Source organism: Pseudomonas sp. 2FG (genome assembly GCF_005502935.1).
Classification (GTDB): Bacteria; Pseudomonadota; Gammaproteobacteria; order Pseudomonadales; family Pseudomonadaceae; genus Aquipseudomonas.
This window is the reverse complement of record NZ_SCMP01000008.1, coordinates 98,050-113,907: the sequence shown is the minus strand read 5'-3', so window position 1 is coordinate 113,907 and position 15,858 is coordinate 98,050. Positions and strand designations below refer to the sequence as shown.

The window sequence follows — 15,858 nt, the reverse complement described above, 5'->3', positions numbered from 1 at the left end:
AATCCGGACACGCAAAGGCCGCCCGCGGGCGGCCTTTGCGTTGGCGTGGGTGACGCTTAACGCACCTGCACCACCACTTTGCCCACCGCCTTGCGCTGGCCGAGGGCGTTGATCGCGTCGGCGGCCCGGGTCAGCGGGAAGGTCTGCGAGACCAGTGGTTTGAGCTTGCCTTCCGCGTGCCAGTGGAACAACTGCTGGAAGTTGGCGGCATTGTCCTGCGGCTGACGCTGAGCGAAGGCGCCCCAGAATACGCCGACCACCGCTGCGCCTTTGAGCAGCGCCAGATTGACCGGCAATTCCGGGATGCGCCCGCTGGCGAAACCGACCACCAGCAGGCGGCCGTTCCAGGCGATGGAGCGAATGGCCTGGTCGAACAGGTCACCGCCGACCGGGTCGTAGATGACGTCGGCGCCCTGGCCGCCGGTCAGCTCCTTGACCTTGTCTTTCAGGCTGACTTCGCTGTAGTTGATCAGCTCATCGGCGCCGGCGGCCTTGGCGACCGCCAGTTTCTCCGCGCTGCTGGCGGCGGCGATGACTTTGGCGCCCATGGCCTTGCCGATTTCCACCGCGGCCAGGCCGACGCCGCCGGAGGCGCCGAGCACCAACAGGGTTTCGCCCGCTTGCAGGTTGGCGCGTTGCTTGAGGGCGTGCATCGAGGTGCCGTAGGTCATGCCGAAGGCGGCGGCGCTGGTGAAGTCCATGCTGGCCGGGATCGGCATGACGTTGTAGCCGGGTACGGCGACCTGCTCGGCAAAGCTGCCCCAGCCGGTCAGCGCCATCACTCGATCGCCCGGCTTGAGGTGGCTGACCTTCTCGCCGACCGCCGCGACTATGCCCGCTGCTTCGCCACCAGGGGAGAACGGGAACGGCGGCTTGAACTGGTATTTGCCCTCGATGATCAGGGTGTCCGGGAAGTTGACTCCGGCGGCATGTACGTCGAGGAGGATCTCGTTTTTCTTCGCTTCGGGGCTGGCGACTTCTTCCAGCACCAGCGTTTCGGCTGGGCCGAAGGCTTTGCACAACACGGCTTTCATCGGGGGCATTCCTCGCAGAGTTATGGCCAAGCAGTGTAGGTGCACGGGTCGGCCGGTCAACGAGCATGGTCGGGCTTGATAGGGGCGTATAAGCGTCGGGCTTGGGCCCGCGTTGTTCAACGCAGGGCGCAGACTGCCGCCCATTCGCTCGCACTGACGGGCATCACCGAGAGGCGGCTGCCTTTCTGTACCAAGGGTAGTCCGGCCAGCGTTGCCGCGGTCTTCAGTCGCGCCAGTGAGAGCACTCGCGGGAAGGCTTCGACGAACTCCACGTCGAGGGCGCTCCAGGGGTTTTTCTCGGCACTGGCTTTGGCGTCGTAGTAAGGGCTGTGCGGGTCGAGCGCGGTCGGATCGGGGTAAGCCGCGGCGATAATCCGGCCGATTCCGGCGATGCCCGGCTCAGGGCAGCTCGAGTGATAAAAGAAGAACAGGTCGCCGGCGGCCATGTTGCGCAGAAAGTTGCGCGCCTGATAGTTGCGCACGCCGTCCCAGCGTGCGCAGCCGAGGCGTTGCAGGGCGTGGATGGATAACTCTTCGGGCTCGGACTTCATTAACCAATAAGGCATGAACTTTGCTCGGTATGAACTTTGCTGTCGGCTGCCGGCCAGTCTAGCGGGTTCACTATCCTACAGGCAGACGACAGCCGGTTGGCCTCAGAAATTGCGCGAGCTTCCGCCTTGCTGGAGAATGTCGCGGTTTTAACTGTGACGCCGCCGTACGGCCTAATAACAACAACCGCCGCCGGTCATCGTGCGAGGTTTGCCTTGAAGGGGGAGGCAATCGATGAAGCGTAAACCAGATCTATTGTGGGTATTGGTCATTCTGTTCGGCCTGGGTGTGGTGACTACGGGTTACACCCAGAGTTTGTGGGAGCGTCAAAGCGATGCCCCAGTCAATCTGTCGCAACAACCTTAAGGCTGTCTGACGGCACCGGTGGCTACCGCAGGGATCGCGGTGCCACAGCCCCGGTCGGCGTACCACGCCCGATCCGTGACTGTCGCGTGCAGCGGCACATCCCAGCTGGCCAGCGTCAGTCGATCGACCTTCTGACATTCGTGCGCCAACCCCAGCAAGGTCGGTTTGTGCCAATTTTTGCGCAGGCTCAGGTATGCCAGGCTGCGGTCATAAAAACCGCCGCCCATGCCGAGACGGCCGCCGACGCTATCGAAACCCACCAGTGGCAACAAGACCAAGTCCAAGGCCCAGACTTTGCGCTGCTGTTTGCGGTTGGCGCGTGGTTCCTGAATGCGGAAGCGGTTAGGCATCAGTCGCTCGTGGGGGCGGATGCGTTGGAACACCATCTTGGTGCGCGGCCAGGCGCTCAATACCGGTAAGTAGGTGGCCTTGCCACGGCGCTGGGCGGCGCGCAGCAGCAGGCGTGGATCAATCTCACCATCCGTCGGCAGGTACAGCGCGATATGCCGGGCGCGGCGAAAGCGTGGATCTTGTGCGAGTTGCCGATACAGGCGCTGGGCGGCCTGGCGCTGCTCATGCGGGCTAAGCGCGCGGCGGGCTGTGCGCAGCAAGCGGCGAAGTTGCGGGCGGGAAAGTGCGGCTGAAGTCATCATCGAGGGGCGATAACCTCAGTTGCTAGCGACTGCTGTTGAGTGCAATCGACAGCACCACTGCCACCCTTGATGGCTGGCAATGATGGTGAAAAATAAGACCCCCCGGCGTGCCGCTGTCGGCTTGGCCCTTGAACCCGAAAGTTCAAGGTGGAGGTTGCAGGGAGCGTTAAGGCTTTCCGTCAGGCGGACATGCACACCGGCTCCAACTTGCAACCCCCGGGTTTGTGCGTATCGGCTCAGGGACATCACCAACTGGCGCACACACCAGGGAGCGGGGGCCAGTATACCCCAATCCGCCGCGCTGCAATCAGCTATGGCCGGCATCCGGATCGGTGGCCAGGGCGTGATCGACGCGCTCCAGCAGGTCACGCACATGCTCGCGGGTCGAACTGGCGTCCTGATCCAGGCGCTGCTGCTTGTGCAGCAGATCGTGGGTGATGTTCAGCGCCGCCATCACGGCGACCCGGTCGGCGCCTATGACTTTGCCGCCGCTGCGGATCTCGCGCATCTTGCCATCCAGATAGCGCGCGGCGCTTTCCAGGTTGGCGCGCTCATCTACCGGGCAGGCGATGCAGTAGTCTTTATCGAGGATGTGCACGGTAACGGTATTCGAGGTCATTAATCCTGCTCCAGGGCTCTCAGGCGCGAAATCATCGATTCGACCTTGTGCCGGGCCGTTTCGTTCTTTTCAATCAGATGGGCGCGCTCCTCGCGCCAGGCCTGTTCATGCGCACGTAAGACTCGGTTGTCGGCTTTAAGCTGCTCGACGCGCTGGATTAGCAGTTCCAGCTTGGTGGTAAGCGCGTGCAGATCGGCGTCTTCCATGGGTTCTCACTAGGGCGTTGAATAACCAGAACTATATAGGATCAGTTCGGTGAAGGTGCAAACCTGTCGGCGGCCTTCGATGGTCTTGGCGCGCCTGCCGGTGCTAGGATACGAGGCCTTCATTCTAGTCATTGCGCCCACTGGCGCCTAGTTGCCGATGCCCACTCAAAACTCCCCGTATAGCGCTTTCGCCGCCCTGCTCGCCAGCAGTGGCCAACCCGTCTCGCCCGCCGAACTGCATGGCCTGTTGCTGGGCCGTAGTTGTGCCGGTGCCGGCTTCGAGCTCGATCCCTGGCTGGTGGACGCCGCCGAACTGCTCGGCGGCGCGCCGCAGGATAATGTGCGGCAGGCGCTGATCGGCCTGCAGGAGCTGGTCAAAGGCGAGCTGACCGGTGACGACATGGCCGTGGTGTTGCTGCTGCCGTCGGATGAGGCGCCGCTGGCTGAACGCGCCGTGGCGCTTGGCCAATGGTGCCAGGGCTTCCTCGGCGGCTTCGGTCTGACCGCACGTGATGCGGCGTTGAGCGGCGAAGCGGTCGAAGTGTTGCAGGACCTGGCGGCCATCGCCCAGGTGCAGAGCGCACTGGAAGAGTCCGAGGACGGCGAAAGCGACTATATGGAAGTCATGGAATACCTGCGAGTCGCGCCCTTGCTGCTGTTTACCGAGTGCGCGAAAGCGCCTGCGCCGGCAGCTAAGCCGTCCCTGCACTGATTTTTTCAGCCGTTATTCAGCCGTTATCTAAGTAGGTCGAGTCTGCCCATGATCAGCATCCCCAAGTCGGAATACGCCCGTCGGCGCAAGGCGCTGATGGCGCAGATGGAACCCAACAGCATCGCCATTCTGCCGGCGGCGCCGGTGTATATCCGCAACCGCGACGTCGAGCACGTCTACCGTCAGGACAGTGACTTCCAGTACCTCAGCGGCTTTCCCGAGCCGGAAGCGGTGATGGTGCTGATCCCCGGTCGCGCCCATGGCGAGTACCTGCTGTTCTGCCGTGAGCGTGATCCCGAGCGCGAGCTCTGGGATGGCCTGCGCGCCGGTCAGGATGGTGCGATCAGTGCGTTCGGTGCCGACGACGCGTTCCCCATCGGCGATATCGACGACATTCTCCCGGGCTTGATCGAAGGCCGCGAGCGGGTCTATTACGCCATGGGCACCAATCAGGAGTTCGATCGGCACCTGATGGACTGGATTAACGTGATCCGCTCGAAGGCCCGTCAGGGCGCACAGCCGCCGAACGAATTCGTCGCCCTCGACCATCTGCTGCACGACATGCGCCTGTACAAGTCGGCCAATGAAGTGAAGGTGATGCGCGAAGCCGCACAGATTTCGTCCCGTGCGCACATCCGCGCGATGCAGGCCAGCCGCGCCGGTTTGAGTGAATATCACCTGGAAGCCGAGCTGGACTACGAGTTTCGCAAGGGCGGGGCGAAGATGCCGGCCTACGGCTCGATAGTCGCCACCGGGCGCAATGCCTGCATCCTGCATTACCGCGAGAACGATGCGCCGCTCAAGGACGGCGACCTAGTGCTGATCGACGCCGGTTGCGAGATCGACTGCTACGCCAGCGATATCACCCGCACCTTTCCGGTCAGCGGCAAGTTTTCCGCGGAACAGAAGGCCATCTACGAGCTGGTGCTGAAATCCCAGGAAGCGGCGTTCGCCGTGATTGCCCCCGGCAAGCACTGGAACGAAGCCCACGAAGCCACAGTGCAGGTGATCACCGCCGGGCTGGTTGAGCTGGGTCTGCTGGAAGGCGAGGTCGGCGAGCTGATCGCCAGCGAAGCCTACAAGGCCTTCTACATGCACCGCGCCGGGCACTGGTTGGGCATGGACGTGCATGACGTCGGCGACTACAAGGTCGGCGGCGAGTGGCGCGTGCTGGAAGTGGGCATGGCACTGACCGTCGAGCCGGGCATCTACATCGCCGTGGACAATCAGCACGTGGCGAAGAAGTGGCGCGGCATCGGCGTGCGGATCGAAGACGATGTGGTGGTGACCAAGACCGGCTGCGAGATTCTGACTCTCCACGCGCCGAAGACGGTTGCCGAGATCGAGGCCTTGATGGCTGCCGCACGAATCCAGGCGGCTTGAACCGGTGAATCGAGCGAATCTGGCGATCATCGGCGGCGGCCTGGTCGGCGCCAGCCTGGCTCTGGTCTTGCAGGCGGGCGCCAAGGCGCGGGGCTGGAGGATCGTGCTGATCGAGCCGTTCGCCCCGGGCGACGGCTATCAGCCCAGCTATGACGCGCGCTCGACCGCGCTGTCCTTCGGCAGCCAGCAGATTTATCAGCGCCTGGGCCTGTGGCAGAGCATCGCCGCACACGCCGAGCCGATTTTGCATATCCATGTGTCTGATCGCGGGCGCTTCGGCGCGGCGCGGCTGAGCGCCGAGGAAGAGGGCGTGCCGGCGCTCGGTTATGTGGCCGAGAACGCCTGGCTCGGTCACTGCCTCTGGCAGGCGCTGGATCATGAGGTGGTCAGTTGGCGCTGCCCGGCGGAAGTCGGCGGCCTGGAGACGCTGGGCGACGGCTATCGGCTGACCTTGAATGACGAGTCGATCCTGGATTGCGACCTGGCGGTTCTGGCCGACGGTGGTCGATCCGGTCTGCGTGAGCAGCTCGGGATCGGCGTGAAGCACACGCCTTACCAGCAGAGCGCGCTGATCGCCAACATCACGCCGGGCGAGGCGCATGCAGGCCAAGCCTTCGAGCGGTTTACCGACGATGGGCCGCTGGCCTTGCTGCCGCTGGCGGACAACCGCTGCGCGCTGATCTGGACCCGTCCGGGCCAGGATGCCGAGCGTCTGGCCAAGCTGGATGAGCGCAGTTTCCTGGCCGAGTTGCAGCAGGCCTTTGGTTATCGCCTGGGGGCTTTGCGCCAGGTCGGTGCGCGGCATGTCTATCCGCTGGCGCTGATCGAGGCGCAAGAGCAGGTGCGGCCCAACTTGGTCGTGCTCGGTAATGCGGCGCACAGCCTGCATCCGATTGCCGGGCAGGGTTACAACCTGTCGCTGCGCGATGCCCTGGCCTTGGCCGAGGCACTGCTGGCCAGCCCGGCGGCGCCTGGTGAGTTCGCCACGTTGCAGCGCTATTACGCGCGCCAGCGGCTGGATCAGCACCTCACGGTGGGCTTCTCCGATCGCGTTACCCGACTGTTCAGCAATGCCGAACCCTTGCTCGCCACCGGGCGCAACCTCGGCCTGCTTGGACTCGATCTGGTGCCGCCGGCCAAGCGCTGGTTCGCCCGCCAGGCCATGGGCCTCGGCACCCGTGCCGACCGTTAAGGGCGCGTTGCACGTCGCGGCGCCGGCATAAAACCCTTTGGATGTGGCGCAAGCCGCAAGCGAGATAGGCTCAAAGCATGGACATGCGTGCGGATCTGATAATAGTCGGTGCTGGCATGGTTGGCAGCGCCCTGGCGCTGGCCTTGCAGGACAGCGGCCTGGACATTTTGCTGCTGGACGGCGGCCCGCTCAGCGTCAAACCCTTCGACCGCGCCGGCGCCTTCGAGCCGCGCGTCAGTGCCTTGTCGGCGGCCAGCCAGCGGGTGCTCGAGCGCCTCGGCGTGTGGCCCGGGATCACCGCCCGGCGCAGCAGTCCCTATGCCGAGATGCAGGTGTGGGACGGCTCGGGGACTGGGCAGATCCATTTTTCCGCGGCCAGCGTGCATGCCGAGGTGCTCGGTCATATCGTCGAGAACCGGGTGATTCAGGACGCCCTGCTCGAACGTCTGCATGACAGCGATCTGGGCTTGATGCCGAATGCCCGCTTGGAACAACTGCGCCGCTCTGGCGATGACTGGCTGCTGAGCCTGACCGACGGCCGGCAACTGCGCACGCCGTTGGTGATTGCGGCGGATGGCGGCAACTCTGCGGTGCGCCGGCTGGCCGGCTGTGCAACCCGTGAGTGGGATTATCTGCATCACGCCATAGTTACCAGCGTGCGCTGCCGCCAGCCACACCAGCGCACCGCCTGGCAGCGCTTTACGGACGATGGCCCGCTGGCCTTTCTGCCGCTGGACGCCACGGCGCAAGAGGGGCAGGACGAGCAAGACTGGTGCTCGATCGTCTGGTCGACCACTCCGGTGGAGGCCGAGCGCCTGATGGCGCTGGCCGACGCGGATTTTTGCCAGGCGCTGGGCAAGGCCTTCGAGTGGCGCCTGGGCGAGGTGCTGGAAGCCGATCCGCGCCTGTGCATCCCGCTGCGCCAACGGCATGCCAAGCGTTATATCGAACCTGGGCTGGCGCTGATCGGCGATGCCGCGCACAGCATTCATCCGCTGGCGGGGCAGGGGGTCAACCTCGGCTTCCTCGATGCCGCGGTGCTGGCCGAGGTGCTGCGCCATGCGCTCGAGCGTGGCGAAAGCCTGGCCGATGAGCGGGTGCTCAGCCGCTACGAGCGGCGGCGGATGCCGCATAACCTGGCGATGATGGCGGCGATGGAGGGCTTCGAGCGCCTGTTCCAGGCCGATCCGCTGCCGCTGCGCTGGTTGCGTAACACGGGCCTCAACTGGGTCGATGGATTGCCCGAGGCCAAGGCGCTGTTCGTGCGCCAGGCGCTGGGCCTGTCCGGTGACCTGCCGGAGTTGGCGCGCGCGTAGGGCGTACTCGCGAAGCAGTACGCCATTGCGGGCGGCGGACTGTTCGCTGCGCTCCTGAGTCCGCCCTACGTGGTCATCGCGTCGCGATCGACAGCGGGTCGTGTACCAACGTGGTGCAACCCACCCGCATTTTTAGAAATCTCTGTGGTCAGCCAATGGCACTCCGTATCTATCAGAGAAACACTTCGCTGTAGAAATCGCTACAAGTTGCAACTGAGGTTTACTATCATTTGCACCTTTAGAGCTATTACGAGACATCCGTGATGCAGCTACGCAACTCACTTCTCGCTGTGCTGGCGCTGAGCATCGCCGCCACCTCGGTTCAGGCTGCCGAGGAGGTGGTGGTCTATTCCTCGCGTATCGATGAGCTGATCAAGCCGGTCTTCGATGCCTATACCGCGAAAACCGGGGTGACGGTGAAGTTCATCACCGACAAGGAAGCGCCGTTGATGCAGCGGATCAAGGCCGAGGGCGAGAACGCCACGGCGGATCTGCTGCTCACGGTGGACGCCGGCAACCTCTGGCAGGCCGAGCAGATGGGCATTCTGCAGCCATTCAAGTCCCCGGTCATCGACGCCAACATTCCGCCGCAATACCGCTCCTCCAGCGCTAGCTGGACCGGTTTGTCGCTGCGCGCGCGGACCATCGCCTATTCCAGCGAACGGGTGCAGCCGGAGGAACTCTCCACCTACGAGGCGCTGGCCGGCAAGGAGTGGGAGGGCCGGTTGTGTCTGCGCACGGCGAAGAAGGTCTACAACCAGTCGCTGACCGCCACCCTGATCGAAACCCATGGTGCGCAGCAGGCCGAGGAAATCCTCAAGGGCTGGGTCAACAACCTCTCCACCGATGTGTTCTCCGATGACATCGCCGTGCTCCAGGCGATCAATGCCGGCCAGTGCGATGTCGGCATCGTCAACACCTACTACTACGGGCGCCTGCACAAGCAGGAGCCGAGCCTGGCGGTGAAGCTGTTCTGGCCCAACCAGCAGGATCGCGGCGTCCACGTGAATCTCTCGGGCATCGGCCTGACCCAATACGCGCCGCACCCGGAGGCGGCCAAGGCGCTGGTGGAGTGGATGACCGGGGCGCAGGCGCAGGCCTTGTTTGCCGGGCTCAACCAGGAATACCCGGCCAACCCGAGTGTGCCGCCGTCGGCCGAAGTGGCCAGCTGGGGCGCGTTCAAGGCCGACAGTATCCCGGTCGAGGTGGCGGGCAAGCGCCAGGCCGAAGCGATCAGGCTGATGGACCGCGCCGGCTGGAACTGATCGCCGCGGCACGTCCACCTAACCGCTAGCCGCGGTTATACTCGGCGCCCCGGCTGAAACCCGGGGCGTTGTATTTTCTGCCTGACGAGGATTTTGTGGCCCATCCTGTCCAGCGTCGCTGGTATCCGATTGCCTTTGCGCTCGCCGCGCTGGTGCTGCTGCCGCTCAGCGTCATGGCGTTGTCCTGGCAGTCGCTGGATCTGCAGATCTGGTCGCACCTGTGGCAGACGCAGATGCCACGCCTGCTCGGCAACACCCTGACGCTGGTGTTCGGCGTCGGCGTCGGCGTGACGCTGCTCGGCGTCAGCCTGGCGTGGTTGACCAGCCTCTGCGAATTCCCCGGGCGGCGCTGGCTCGATTGGGCCTTGATGCTGCCCTTCGCCATCCCCGCCTACGTGCTGGCCTTTGTCTTCGTCGGCCTGCTGGATTTTTCCGGGCCGCTGCAAAGCCTGTTGCGCGAGTGGTTCGGCGCCGGCCTGCGGCTGCCGCGGGTGCGCTCCACCGGCGGGGTGATCAGCGTGCTGGTGCTGGTGTTCTACCCCTACGTCTACCTGCTGGCGCGCAGCGCTTTTCTCGCCCAGGGCAAGGGCCTGATGGAGGCCGCGCGGGTGCTCGGGCAGTCGCCCTGGCAGGCATTCTGGCGCGTGGCGCTGCCGGTGGCGCGGCCGGCGATTGGCGCCGGCTTGGCCTTGGCGATCATGGAAACCCTGGCCGACTTCGGCGCGGTCTCGGTGTTTAACTTCGATACCTTCACCACCGCCATCTACAAGACCTGGTACGGCTTCTACAGTCTGTCCAGCGCGACCCAGCTCGCCAGTCTGCTGCTGTTGGCGGTGATGCTGGTGCTCTATGGCGAGCGCCGCGCGCGTGGCGTCAGCCGGCCTTCCAGCGAGCGCCCGCGGGGTAAGGCGCTGTATCACCTGCGCGGCTTGCGCGCGTTGGCCGCCAGTGCCTGGTGCGGCCTGGTGTTCGCCTGCGCCTTCGTCATCCCGCTGCTGCAATTGCTGCTGTGGTTTTGGCAGCGGGGCCGTTTCGATCTGGATGAACGCTATGCCGGGCTGATCCTGCACACCCTGTATCTCGGTGCGCTGGCGGCGGCGATCACAGTCGCGGTCGCGCTGCTGCTGGCCTTCGCCCACCGCTTGGCGCCGACCCGGCCGATCCGTTCGGCGGTCAGTCTGGCCAACCTCGGCTACGCCTTGCCCGGCTCGGTGCTGGCGGTGTCGATCATGCTGGCGTTCAGCTATCTCGACCGCGAGTTGGTGATTCCGCTGTCGAACTGGCTCGGCGGTGCCGGCAAGCCGTTGCTGCTGGGCAGCCTGGCGGCGCTGTTGCTGGCGTACCTGATTCGCTTTATCGCGGTGGCTTACGGCCCGCTGGAAAGCAGCCTGGCGCGAATTCGGCCGTCGCTGCCGGAGGCGTCGCGCAGCCTCGGCGTCGGTGGCCCCGGGCTGTTCTTCAAGCTTTACCTGCCGCTGCTGGTGCCCGGCGCCTTGAGCGCGGCCCTGCTGGTATTCGTCGATGTCTTGAAGGAGATGCCGGCGACCTTGCTGATGCGCCCGTTCGGTTGGGACACCCTGGCGGTGCGGGTGTTCGAGATGACCAGCGAGGGCGAGTGGGCGCGTGCCGCGCTGCCGGCGTTGACCCTGGTGCTGGTCGGGCTGTTGCCGGTAATCGGCCTGATTCGCCGCTCGGCCCGGCGCCACGGGCACTGACCGAGCGGCAGTCGGCCGAGGTGTCCAGCCGCCAGTCTTGCGGCTACAATGCGCGCCATTCGATGTGGCCCGTCATTCAGACCGGGCAGCTGATCCGTCGTCGCCAGTGTCTTGTTTGTGCAAGCGCAGCCGCGTTTCAGTGCCTGTCCGCATCTTCGCCAAGCCCGGAAGGAGAAACCCATGGGACAGCGCACGCCCCTCTATGATCAGCACCTTGCCCTGGGTGCCAAGATGGTCGATTTCGGCGGTTGGGATATGCCGCTGCACTACGGCTCGCAAGTCGAGGAGCACCATCAGGTGCGTCGCGATTGCGGGGTCTTCGATGTGTCGCACATGACAGTGGTCGATGTCACCGGCGCACAGGCCAAGGCCTATCTCCAGCACCTGCTGGCCAATGACATCGAGCGTTTGCAGGAATTGGGCAAGGCCCTCTACAGCGGCATGCTCAATGAGCAGGGCGGGGTGATCGACGACCTGATCGTCTACCTCACCAGCGAGGGCTACCGCGTGGTGGTCAACGCCGCCACCCGGGACAAGGACCTGGCCTGGATGCAGGCGCAGACCGCCGGTTTCGCCGTCGAACTGCAGGAACGCGCCGAGCTGGCGATGCTCGCCATTCAGGGCCCGCAGGCCCGGGCGAAGGCCGCCGAGCTGGTCTCCGTGGCGCGCGCCGAGTTGATCGGCGCACTCAAGCCGTTCCAGGGTTTCCCGGCAGGCGACTGGTTTATCGCACGCACCGGCTACACCGGCGAAGACGGTCTGGAAATCATGCTGCCGGCCGAGCAGGCGCCAAGCTTTTTCAGTGAACTGGTCGGCGCCGGCATCGCTCCGATCGGCCTGGGCGCGCGCGACACCCTGCGCCTGGAAGCCGGGATGAACCTCTATGGCCAGGACATGAGCGAAGAGGTCTCGCCGTTGGCCGCCAACATGGCCTGGACCATCGCCTGGGAGCCGCCGGCGCGTGGCTTCGTCGGTCGTAAGGTGCTGGAGGCGCAACACAGCGCCGGCAATCAGCCGAAACTGGTCGGCCTGGTGCTGGAAGAGCGCGGCGTGTTGCGGGCGCACCAAGTGGTGCGGGTCGAAGGCGTCGGCGAAGGTGAAATCACCAGCGGCAGCTTCTCCCCGACGCTCGGTAAGTCGATTGCCTTGGCCCGCGTGCCGGCGGCGACTGGCGAGCGCGCCGAGGTGGAAATTCGTGGCAAATGGTACCCCGTGCGCGTGGTTCGGCCGAATTTCGTGCGCCACGGCAAGGCCTTGATCTGAACCGCGTGCGCTCCTGGCGGGCGAGCCGCAGGCCCCATAGCCATGGGGTTCGCAACGCCGCCGGAGCGCGCGTGGTAATTTTCGGGCCGGTTCTAACAACCTGCTAAATTTTCTAGGCGGGCCATCCGCCTCCCAGTCTTTGAGGACACCGACATGAGCAATATCCCCAGCGAACTGCGTTACGCCGCCAGCCACGAATGGGCGCGCCTGGAAGCCGATGGCAGCGTGACCGTGGGCATTTCCGATCACGCTCAGGAGGCCCTGGGTGACGTGGTGTTCGTTGAGTTGCCGGAGCTGGGCAAGCAACTGGCGGCAGGCCAGGAAGCCGGTGTGGTGGAGTCGGTAAAAGCCGCCTCGGACATCTATTCGCCGATCAGCGGTGAAGTCATCGCCATCAACGAGGCGCTGACCGACTCGCCTGAGAACGTCAACAGCGACCCCTATGGCAGCTGGTTCTACAAGTTGCAGCCGAGCAATGCTGCGGAGCTGGACAAGCTGCTGGATGCGGCGGGTTACCAAGCCGCCTGCGACGCCGACGCTTAATAACTAGCTATCCTTAGCAAAGCCTCGATTCACACGGACTGCGAATCGAGGCTTTGTCTTTTTCTGAGAGTCAAACCATGTCCCAAACGCCCAGCCTTGCTCAGCTCCAGCAGTCCGATGCTTTTCTGCGTCGCCACCTCGGCCCCGACGCCAATGAACAGCAGGCCATGCTCGAGGCGCTCGGCCTCGGCAGCCGCGCCGAACTGATCGAGCAGACGGTGCCGCCGGCGATTCGCCTGAATCGCCCGTTGGAGCTGCCGGCGGCGCTGGACGAAGAGGCGGCGCTGGCCAAATTGCGCGGTTACGCCGAGCAGAATCAGGTCTGGACCAGTTTGATCGGCATGGGCTACCACGGCACGCTGACGCCGACGGTGATTCTGCGCAACGTGCTGGAAAATCCGGGCTGGTACACCGCCTACACGCCGTATCAGCCGGAGATCGCCCAGGGGCGTCTGGAAGCGCTGCTGAACTTCCAGCAGTTGACCATCGACCTGACCGGTCTGGATCTGGCCAGCGCCTCCTTGCTGGATGAGGCGACCGCCGCCGCCGAGGCCATGGCGTTGGCCAAGCGCGTGGCGAAGAGCAAAAGCAACCTGTTCTTCGTCGACGAGAACTGCCATCCGCAGATCATTTCCGTGGTGCAAACCCGTGCCGAAGCCTTTGGCTTCGACCTGGTGGTGGCGCCCGTCGAGAGCCTCGGCGAGCATCAAGTGTTTGGCGGCCTGTTGCAGTACCCGGACACCCACGGCGAGATCCGTGACCTGCGCCCGCTGATCGAGCAACTACACGCGCAACAGGCCCTGGCCTGCGTCTCCGCCGACCTGCTGAGCCTGCTGCTGCTGACCCCGCCGGGTGAGCTGGGTGCCGACGTGGTGTTCGGCTCGGCGCAGCGCTTCGGCGTGCCGATGGGCTACGGTGGCCCGCACGCGGCGTACTTCGCCACCCGTGACGAATTCAAGCGGGCGATTCCCGGGCGCATCATCGGCGTGTCGAAAGACGCGCGCGGCAACGTCGCGCTGCGCATGGCCCTGCAGACCCGCGAGCAACATATCCGCCGCGAGAAGGCCAACTCGAACATCTGTACCGCCCAGGTCTTGCTGGCCAACATCGCCAGCTTCTATGCGGTCTACCACGGGCCGCAAGGCCTGAAACACATCGCCCAGCGCGTCCATCGGCTGACCTCGATCCTGGCCGCCGGCCTGGAGCGCAAAGGCCTGCAGCGGGTCAACGGGCAGTTCTTCGATACCCTGACCCTGAACGTCGGTGGCAGCCAGACGGCGATCCTCGAAAGCGCCAGGGCCGCGCAGATCAACCTGCGCATCCTCGGTCGTGGCCACATCGGCCTGAGCCTGGACGAGACCTGCAACGCGCAGACGGTTGCGCGCTTGTTCGACCTGTTCCTCGGTGCCGGCCACGGTCTCGACGTCGCCGAGTTGGACGCCACGGCCGTGCCCTCCGGTATTCCCCAGGCACTACAGCGCAGCAGCAGCTACCTGAGCCACCCGGTGTTCAACACCCACCACAGCGAAACCGAGATGCTGCGTTACCTCAAGCAGCTGGAGAACAAAGACCTGGCGCTCAACCAGTCGATGATCCCGCTCGGCTCCTGCACCATGAAGCTGAATGCCACCAGCGAGATGATCCCGATCACCTGGCCGCAATTCGCCAACCTGCACCCCTTCGTGCCGTTGGAGCAGGCGAGCGGTTACAAGCTGATGATCGACGAGCTGGACGCCTGGCTGCGCGCCATCACCGGTTTCGACGCCATCTGCATGCAGCCCAACTCCGGCGCCCAGGGCGAATATGCCGGCCTGCTGGCGATCCGCAAATACCACGAGAGCCGTGGCGATGCGCATCGCAATATCTGCCTGATCCCGGCTTCGGCGCACGGCACCAACCCGGCCTCGGCGCAGATGGCGAGCATGCGCGTGCAGATAGTCGAGTGTGACAAAGACGGCAACGTCGATCTGGAAGACCTCAAGCGCAAGGCCGCCGAAGCCGGCGAGCAGTTGGCCTGCCTGATGGCGACTTACCCCTCGACCCACGGCGTGTACGAGGAAGGCATCCGCGAAATCTGCGAGGTGATCCACGCCCACGGCGGCCAGGTCTATATGGATGGCGCGAATCTGAATGCGCAAGTGGGCCTGGCGCGTCCGGCGGACATCGGCGCCGACGTGTCGCACATGAACCTGCACAAGACCTTCTGCATCCCCCACGGCGGTGGAGGCCCGGGCATGGGCCCGATTGGCGTGCGCGCGCATCTGGCGCCGTTCGTCGCCAATCACCCGGTCATCCAGCTGGAAGGCCCGAACCCAGAGAACGGTGCGGTCAGCGCGGCGCCTTGGGGCAGCGCGAGCATCCTGCCGATCAGCTGGATGTACATCGCCATGATGGGCCCGCAACTGGCCGATGCCACCGAAGTGGCGATACTCGGAGCCAACTACTTGGCGAGCCAGCTGGGCGGCGCCTTCCCGATCCTCTTCAGCGGTCGCAATGGCCGGGTCGCCCATGAGTGCATCCTGGACCTGCGCCCGCTCAAGGCGGAAACCGGGATCAGCGAGGAAGACGTGGCCAAGCGTCTGATGGACTACGGCTTCCATGCGCCGACCATGTCCTTCCCGGTGCCGGGCACGCTGATGATCGAGCCGACCGAGAGCGAGTCCAAGCACGAGCTGGATCGCTTTATCGAGGCGATGCTGAGCATCCGTGCGGAGATCGGCAAGGTGCAAAGCGGCGACTGGCCGGCCGAGGACAACCCGCTCAAGCGTGCACCGCACACCCTGGCCGATGTCATCGGCATCTGGGAGCGGCCCTACAGCATCGAGCAGGCGGTCACCCCCTCCGCCCACACCCGGGCGCACAAGTACTGGCCGACGGTGAACCGGGTGGACAACGTCTACGGCGACCGCAACCTGTTCTGCGCCTGCGTGCCGGTGGACGATTACCGCGAGTAAGACGTTGTCGGACCTGTGAAAAAGCCGCCTTCGGGCGGTTTTTTTTGGCCCTCTTTATCGGCTTTCAACGGCCCTGGACTGCAGCGCT

General features: G+C 64.8%; 15 protein-coding genes and 1 other RNA gene. 10 read left to right on the top strand and 6 right to left on the bottom strand.

Annotation, left to right across the window (positions count from 1 at the left end):
• Positions 1 to 56 precede the first annotated feature (56 nt).
• Positions 57 to 1,034 (bottom strand): NADPH:quinone oxidoreductase family protein, encoded by a 978-nt coding sequence (locus tag FFS13_RS10190; protein ID WP_137818992.1) that lies wholly within the window; start codon positions 1,032 to 1,034, stop codon positions 57 to 59.
• Positions 1,035 to 1,150: 116 nt separating this feature from the next.
• Positions 1,151 to 1,600, bottom strand: a complete 450-nt coding sequence (locus FFS13_RS10185) for an EVE domain-containing protein (RefSeq protein ID WP_137818991.1) — start codon at positions 1,598 to 1,600, stop codon at positions 1,151 to 1,153.
• A 217-nt stretch (positions 1,601 to 1,817) separates the two neighbouring features.
• On the opposite strand from FFS13_RS10185, the gene FFS13_RS20090 reads away from it, so the two are divergent.
• Positions 1,818 to 1,949 carry a hypothetical protein gene (locus tag FFS13_RS20090; RefSeq protein WP_256657860.1) on the top strand — a complete coding sequence of 44 codons (132 nt, stop codon included), beginning with the start codon at positions 1,818 to 1,820 and terminating at the stop codon, positions 1,947 to 1,949.
• On the opposite strand, the gene FFS13_RS10180 is transcribed toward FFS13_RS20090, so the two are convergent.
• The 4 genes from FFS13_RS10180 to FFS13_RS10165 all read right to left on the bottom strand — a co-directional run bounded on the left by FFS13_RS10180 (position 1,946) and on the right by FFS13_RS10165 (position 3,427).
• Positions 1,946 to 2,602: a 5-formyltetrahydrofolate cyclo-ligase gene (locus FFS13_RS10180; RefSeq protein WP_137818990.1), complete on the bottom strand. Its 657-nt coding sequence runs from the start codon at positions 2,600 to 2,602 to the stop codon at positions 1,946 to 1,948. The genes FFS13_RS20090 and FFS13_RS10180 overlap by 4 nt on opposite strands.
• A 95-nt stretch (positions 2,603 to 2,697) precedes the next feature.
• A non-coding RNA gene (gene ssrS / locus FFS13_RS10175) (6S RNA) lies at positions 2,698 to 2,876 on the bottom strand.
• A 33-nt stretch (positions 2,877 to 2,909) separates the two neighbouring features.
• A complete protein-coding gene (locus FFS13_RS10170; protein ID WP_137818989.1) occupies positions 2,910 to 3,221 on the bottom strand; it encodes a cell division protein ZapA in 312 nt (103 codons plus the stop codon).
• Positions 3,221 to 3,427 carry a TIGR02449 family protein gene (locus FFS13_RS10165; RefSeq protein WP_137818988.1) on the bottom strand — a complete coding sequence of 69 codons (207 nt, stop codon included), beginning with the start codon at positions 3,425 to 3,427 and terminating at the stop codon, positions 3,221 to 3,223. Before FFS13_RS10165 ends, FFS13_RS10170 begins: the two co-directional genes overlap by 1 nt.
• 157 nt (positions 3,428 to 3,584) lie before the next feature.
• On the opposite strand from FFS13_RS10165, the gene FFS13_RS10160 reads away from it, so the two are divergent.
• From FFS13_RS10160 to gcvP, 9 genes are all read left to right on the top strand, one after another.
• Positions 3,585 to 4,139 carry a YecA family protein gene (locus FFS13_RS10160; protein ID WP_137818987.1) on the top strand — a complete coding sequence of 185 codons (555 nt, stop codon included), beginning with the start codon at positions 3,585 to 3,587 and terminating at the stop codon, positions 4,137 to 4,139.
• A 48-nt stretch (positions 4,140 to 4,187) separates the two neighbouring features.
• Complete coding sequence (gene pepP, locus FFS13_RS10155) at positions 4,188 to 5,522, top strand: Xaa-Pro aminopeptidase (protein WP_137818986.1); 1,335 nt, start codon at positions 4,188 to 4,190, stop codon at positions 5,520 to 5,522.
• Positions 5,523 to 5,526: 4 nt separating this feature from the next.
• Positions 5,527 to 6,714 carry a 2-octaprenyl-6-methoxyphenyl hydroxylase gene (gene ubiH, locus FFS13_RS10150; RefSeq protein WP_137818985.1) on the top strand — a complete coding sequence of 396 codons (1,188 nt, stop codon included), beginning with the start codon at positions 5,527 to 5,529 and terminating at the stop codon, positions 6,712 to 6,714.
• A gap of 83 nt (positions 6,715 to 6,797) precedes the next feature.
• Positions 6,798 to 8,030 (top strand): 2-octaprenyl-3-methyl-6-methoxy-1,4-benzoquinol hydroxylase, encoded by a 1,233-nt coding sequence (locus FFS13_RS10145; protein ID WP_171006465.1) that lies wholly within the window; start codon positions 6,798 to 6,800, stop codon positions 8,028 to 8,030.
• Between the two features lie 263 nt (positions 8,031 to 8,293).
• Positions 8,294 to 9,295 carry an extracellular solute-binding protein gene (locus FFS13_RS10140; protein ID WP_137818983.1) on the top strand — a complete coding sequence of 334 codons (1,002 nt, stop codon included), beginning with the start codon at positions 8,294 to 8,296 and terminating at the stop codon, positions 9,293 to 9,295.
• Positions 9,296 to 9,390: 95 nt separating this feature from the next.
• Positions 9,391 to 11,010: an iron ABC transporter permease gene (locus FFS13_RS10135; protein ID WP_137818982.1), complete on the top strand. Its 1,620-nt coding sequence runs from the start codon at positions 9,391 to 9,393 to the stop codon at positions 11,008 to 11,010.
• A gap of 180 nt (positions 11,011 to 11,190) precedes the next feature.
• Positions 11,191 to 12,273: a glycine cleavage system aminomethyltransferase GcvT gene (gcvT, locus tag FFS13_RS10130; protein WP_137818981.1), complete on the top strand. Its 1,083-nt coding sequence runs from the start codon at positions 11,191 to 11,193 to the stop codon at positions 12,271 to 12,273.
• Positions 12,274 to 12,426: 153 nt separating this feature from the next.
• A complete protein-coding gene (gene gcvH / locus FFS13_RS10125; RefSeq protein WP_137818980.1) occupies positions 12,427 to 12,816 on the top strand; it encodes a glycine cleavage system protein GcvH in 390 nt (129 codons plus the stop codon).
• 77 nt (positions 12,817 to 12,893) lie between these two features.
• Positions 12,894 to 15,770, top strand: a complete 2,877-nt coding sequence (gene gcvP / locus FFS13_RS10120) for an aminomethyl-transferring glycine dehydrogenase (protein WP_137818979.1) — start codon at positions 12,894 to 12,896, stop codon at positions 15,768 to 15,770.
• Positions 15,771 to 15,858 lie beyond the last annotated feature (88 nt).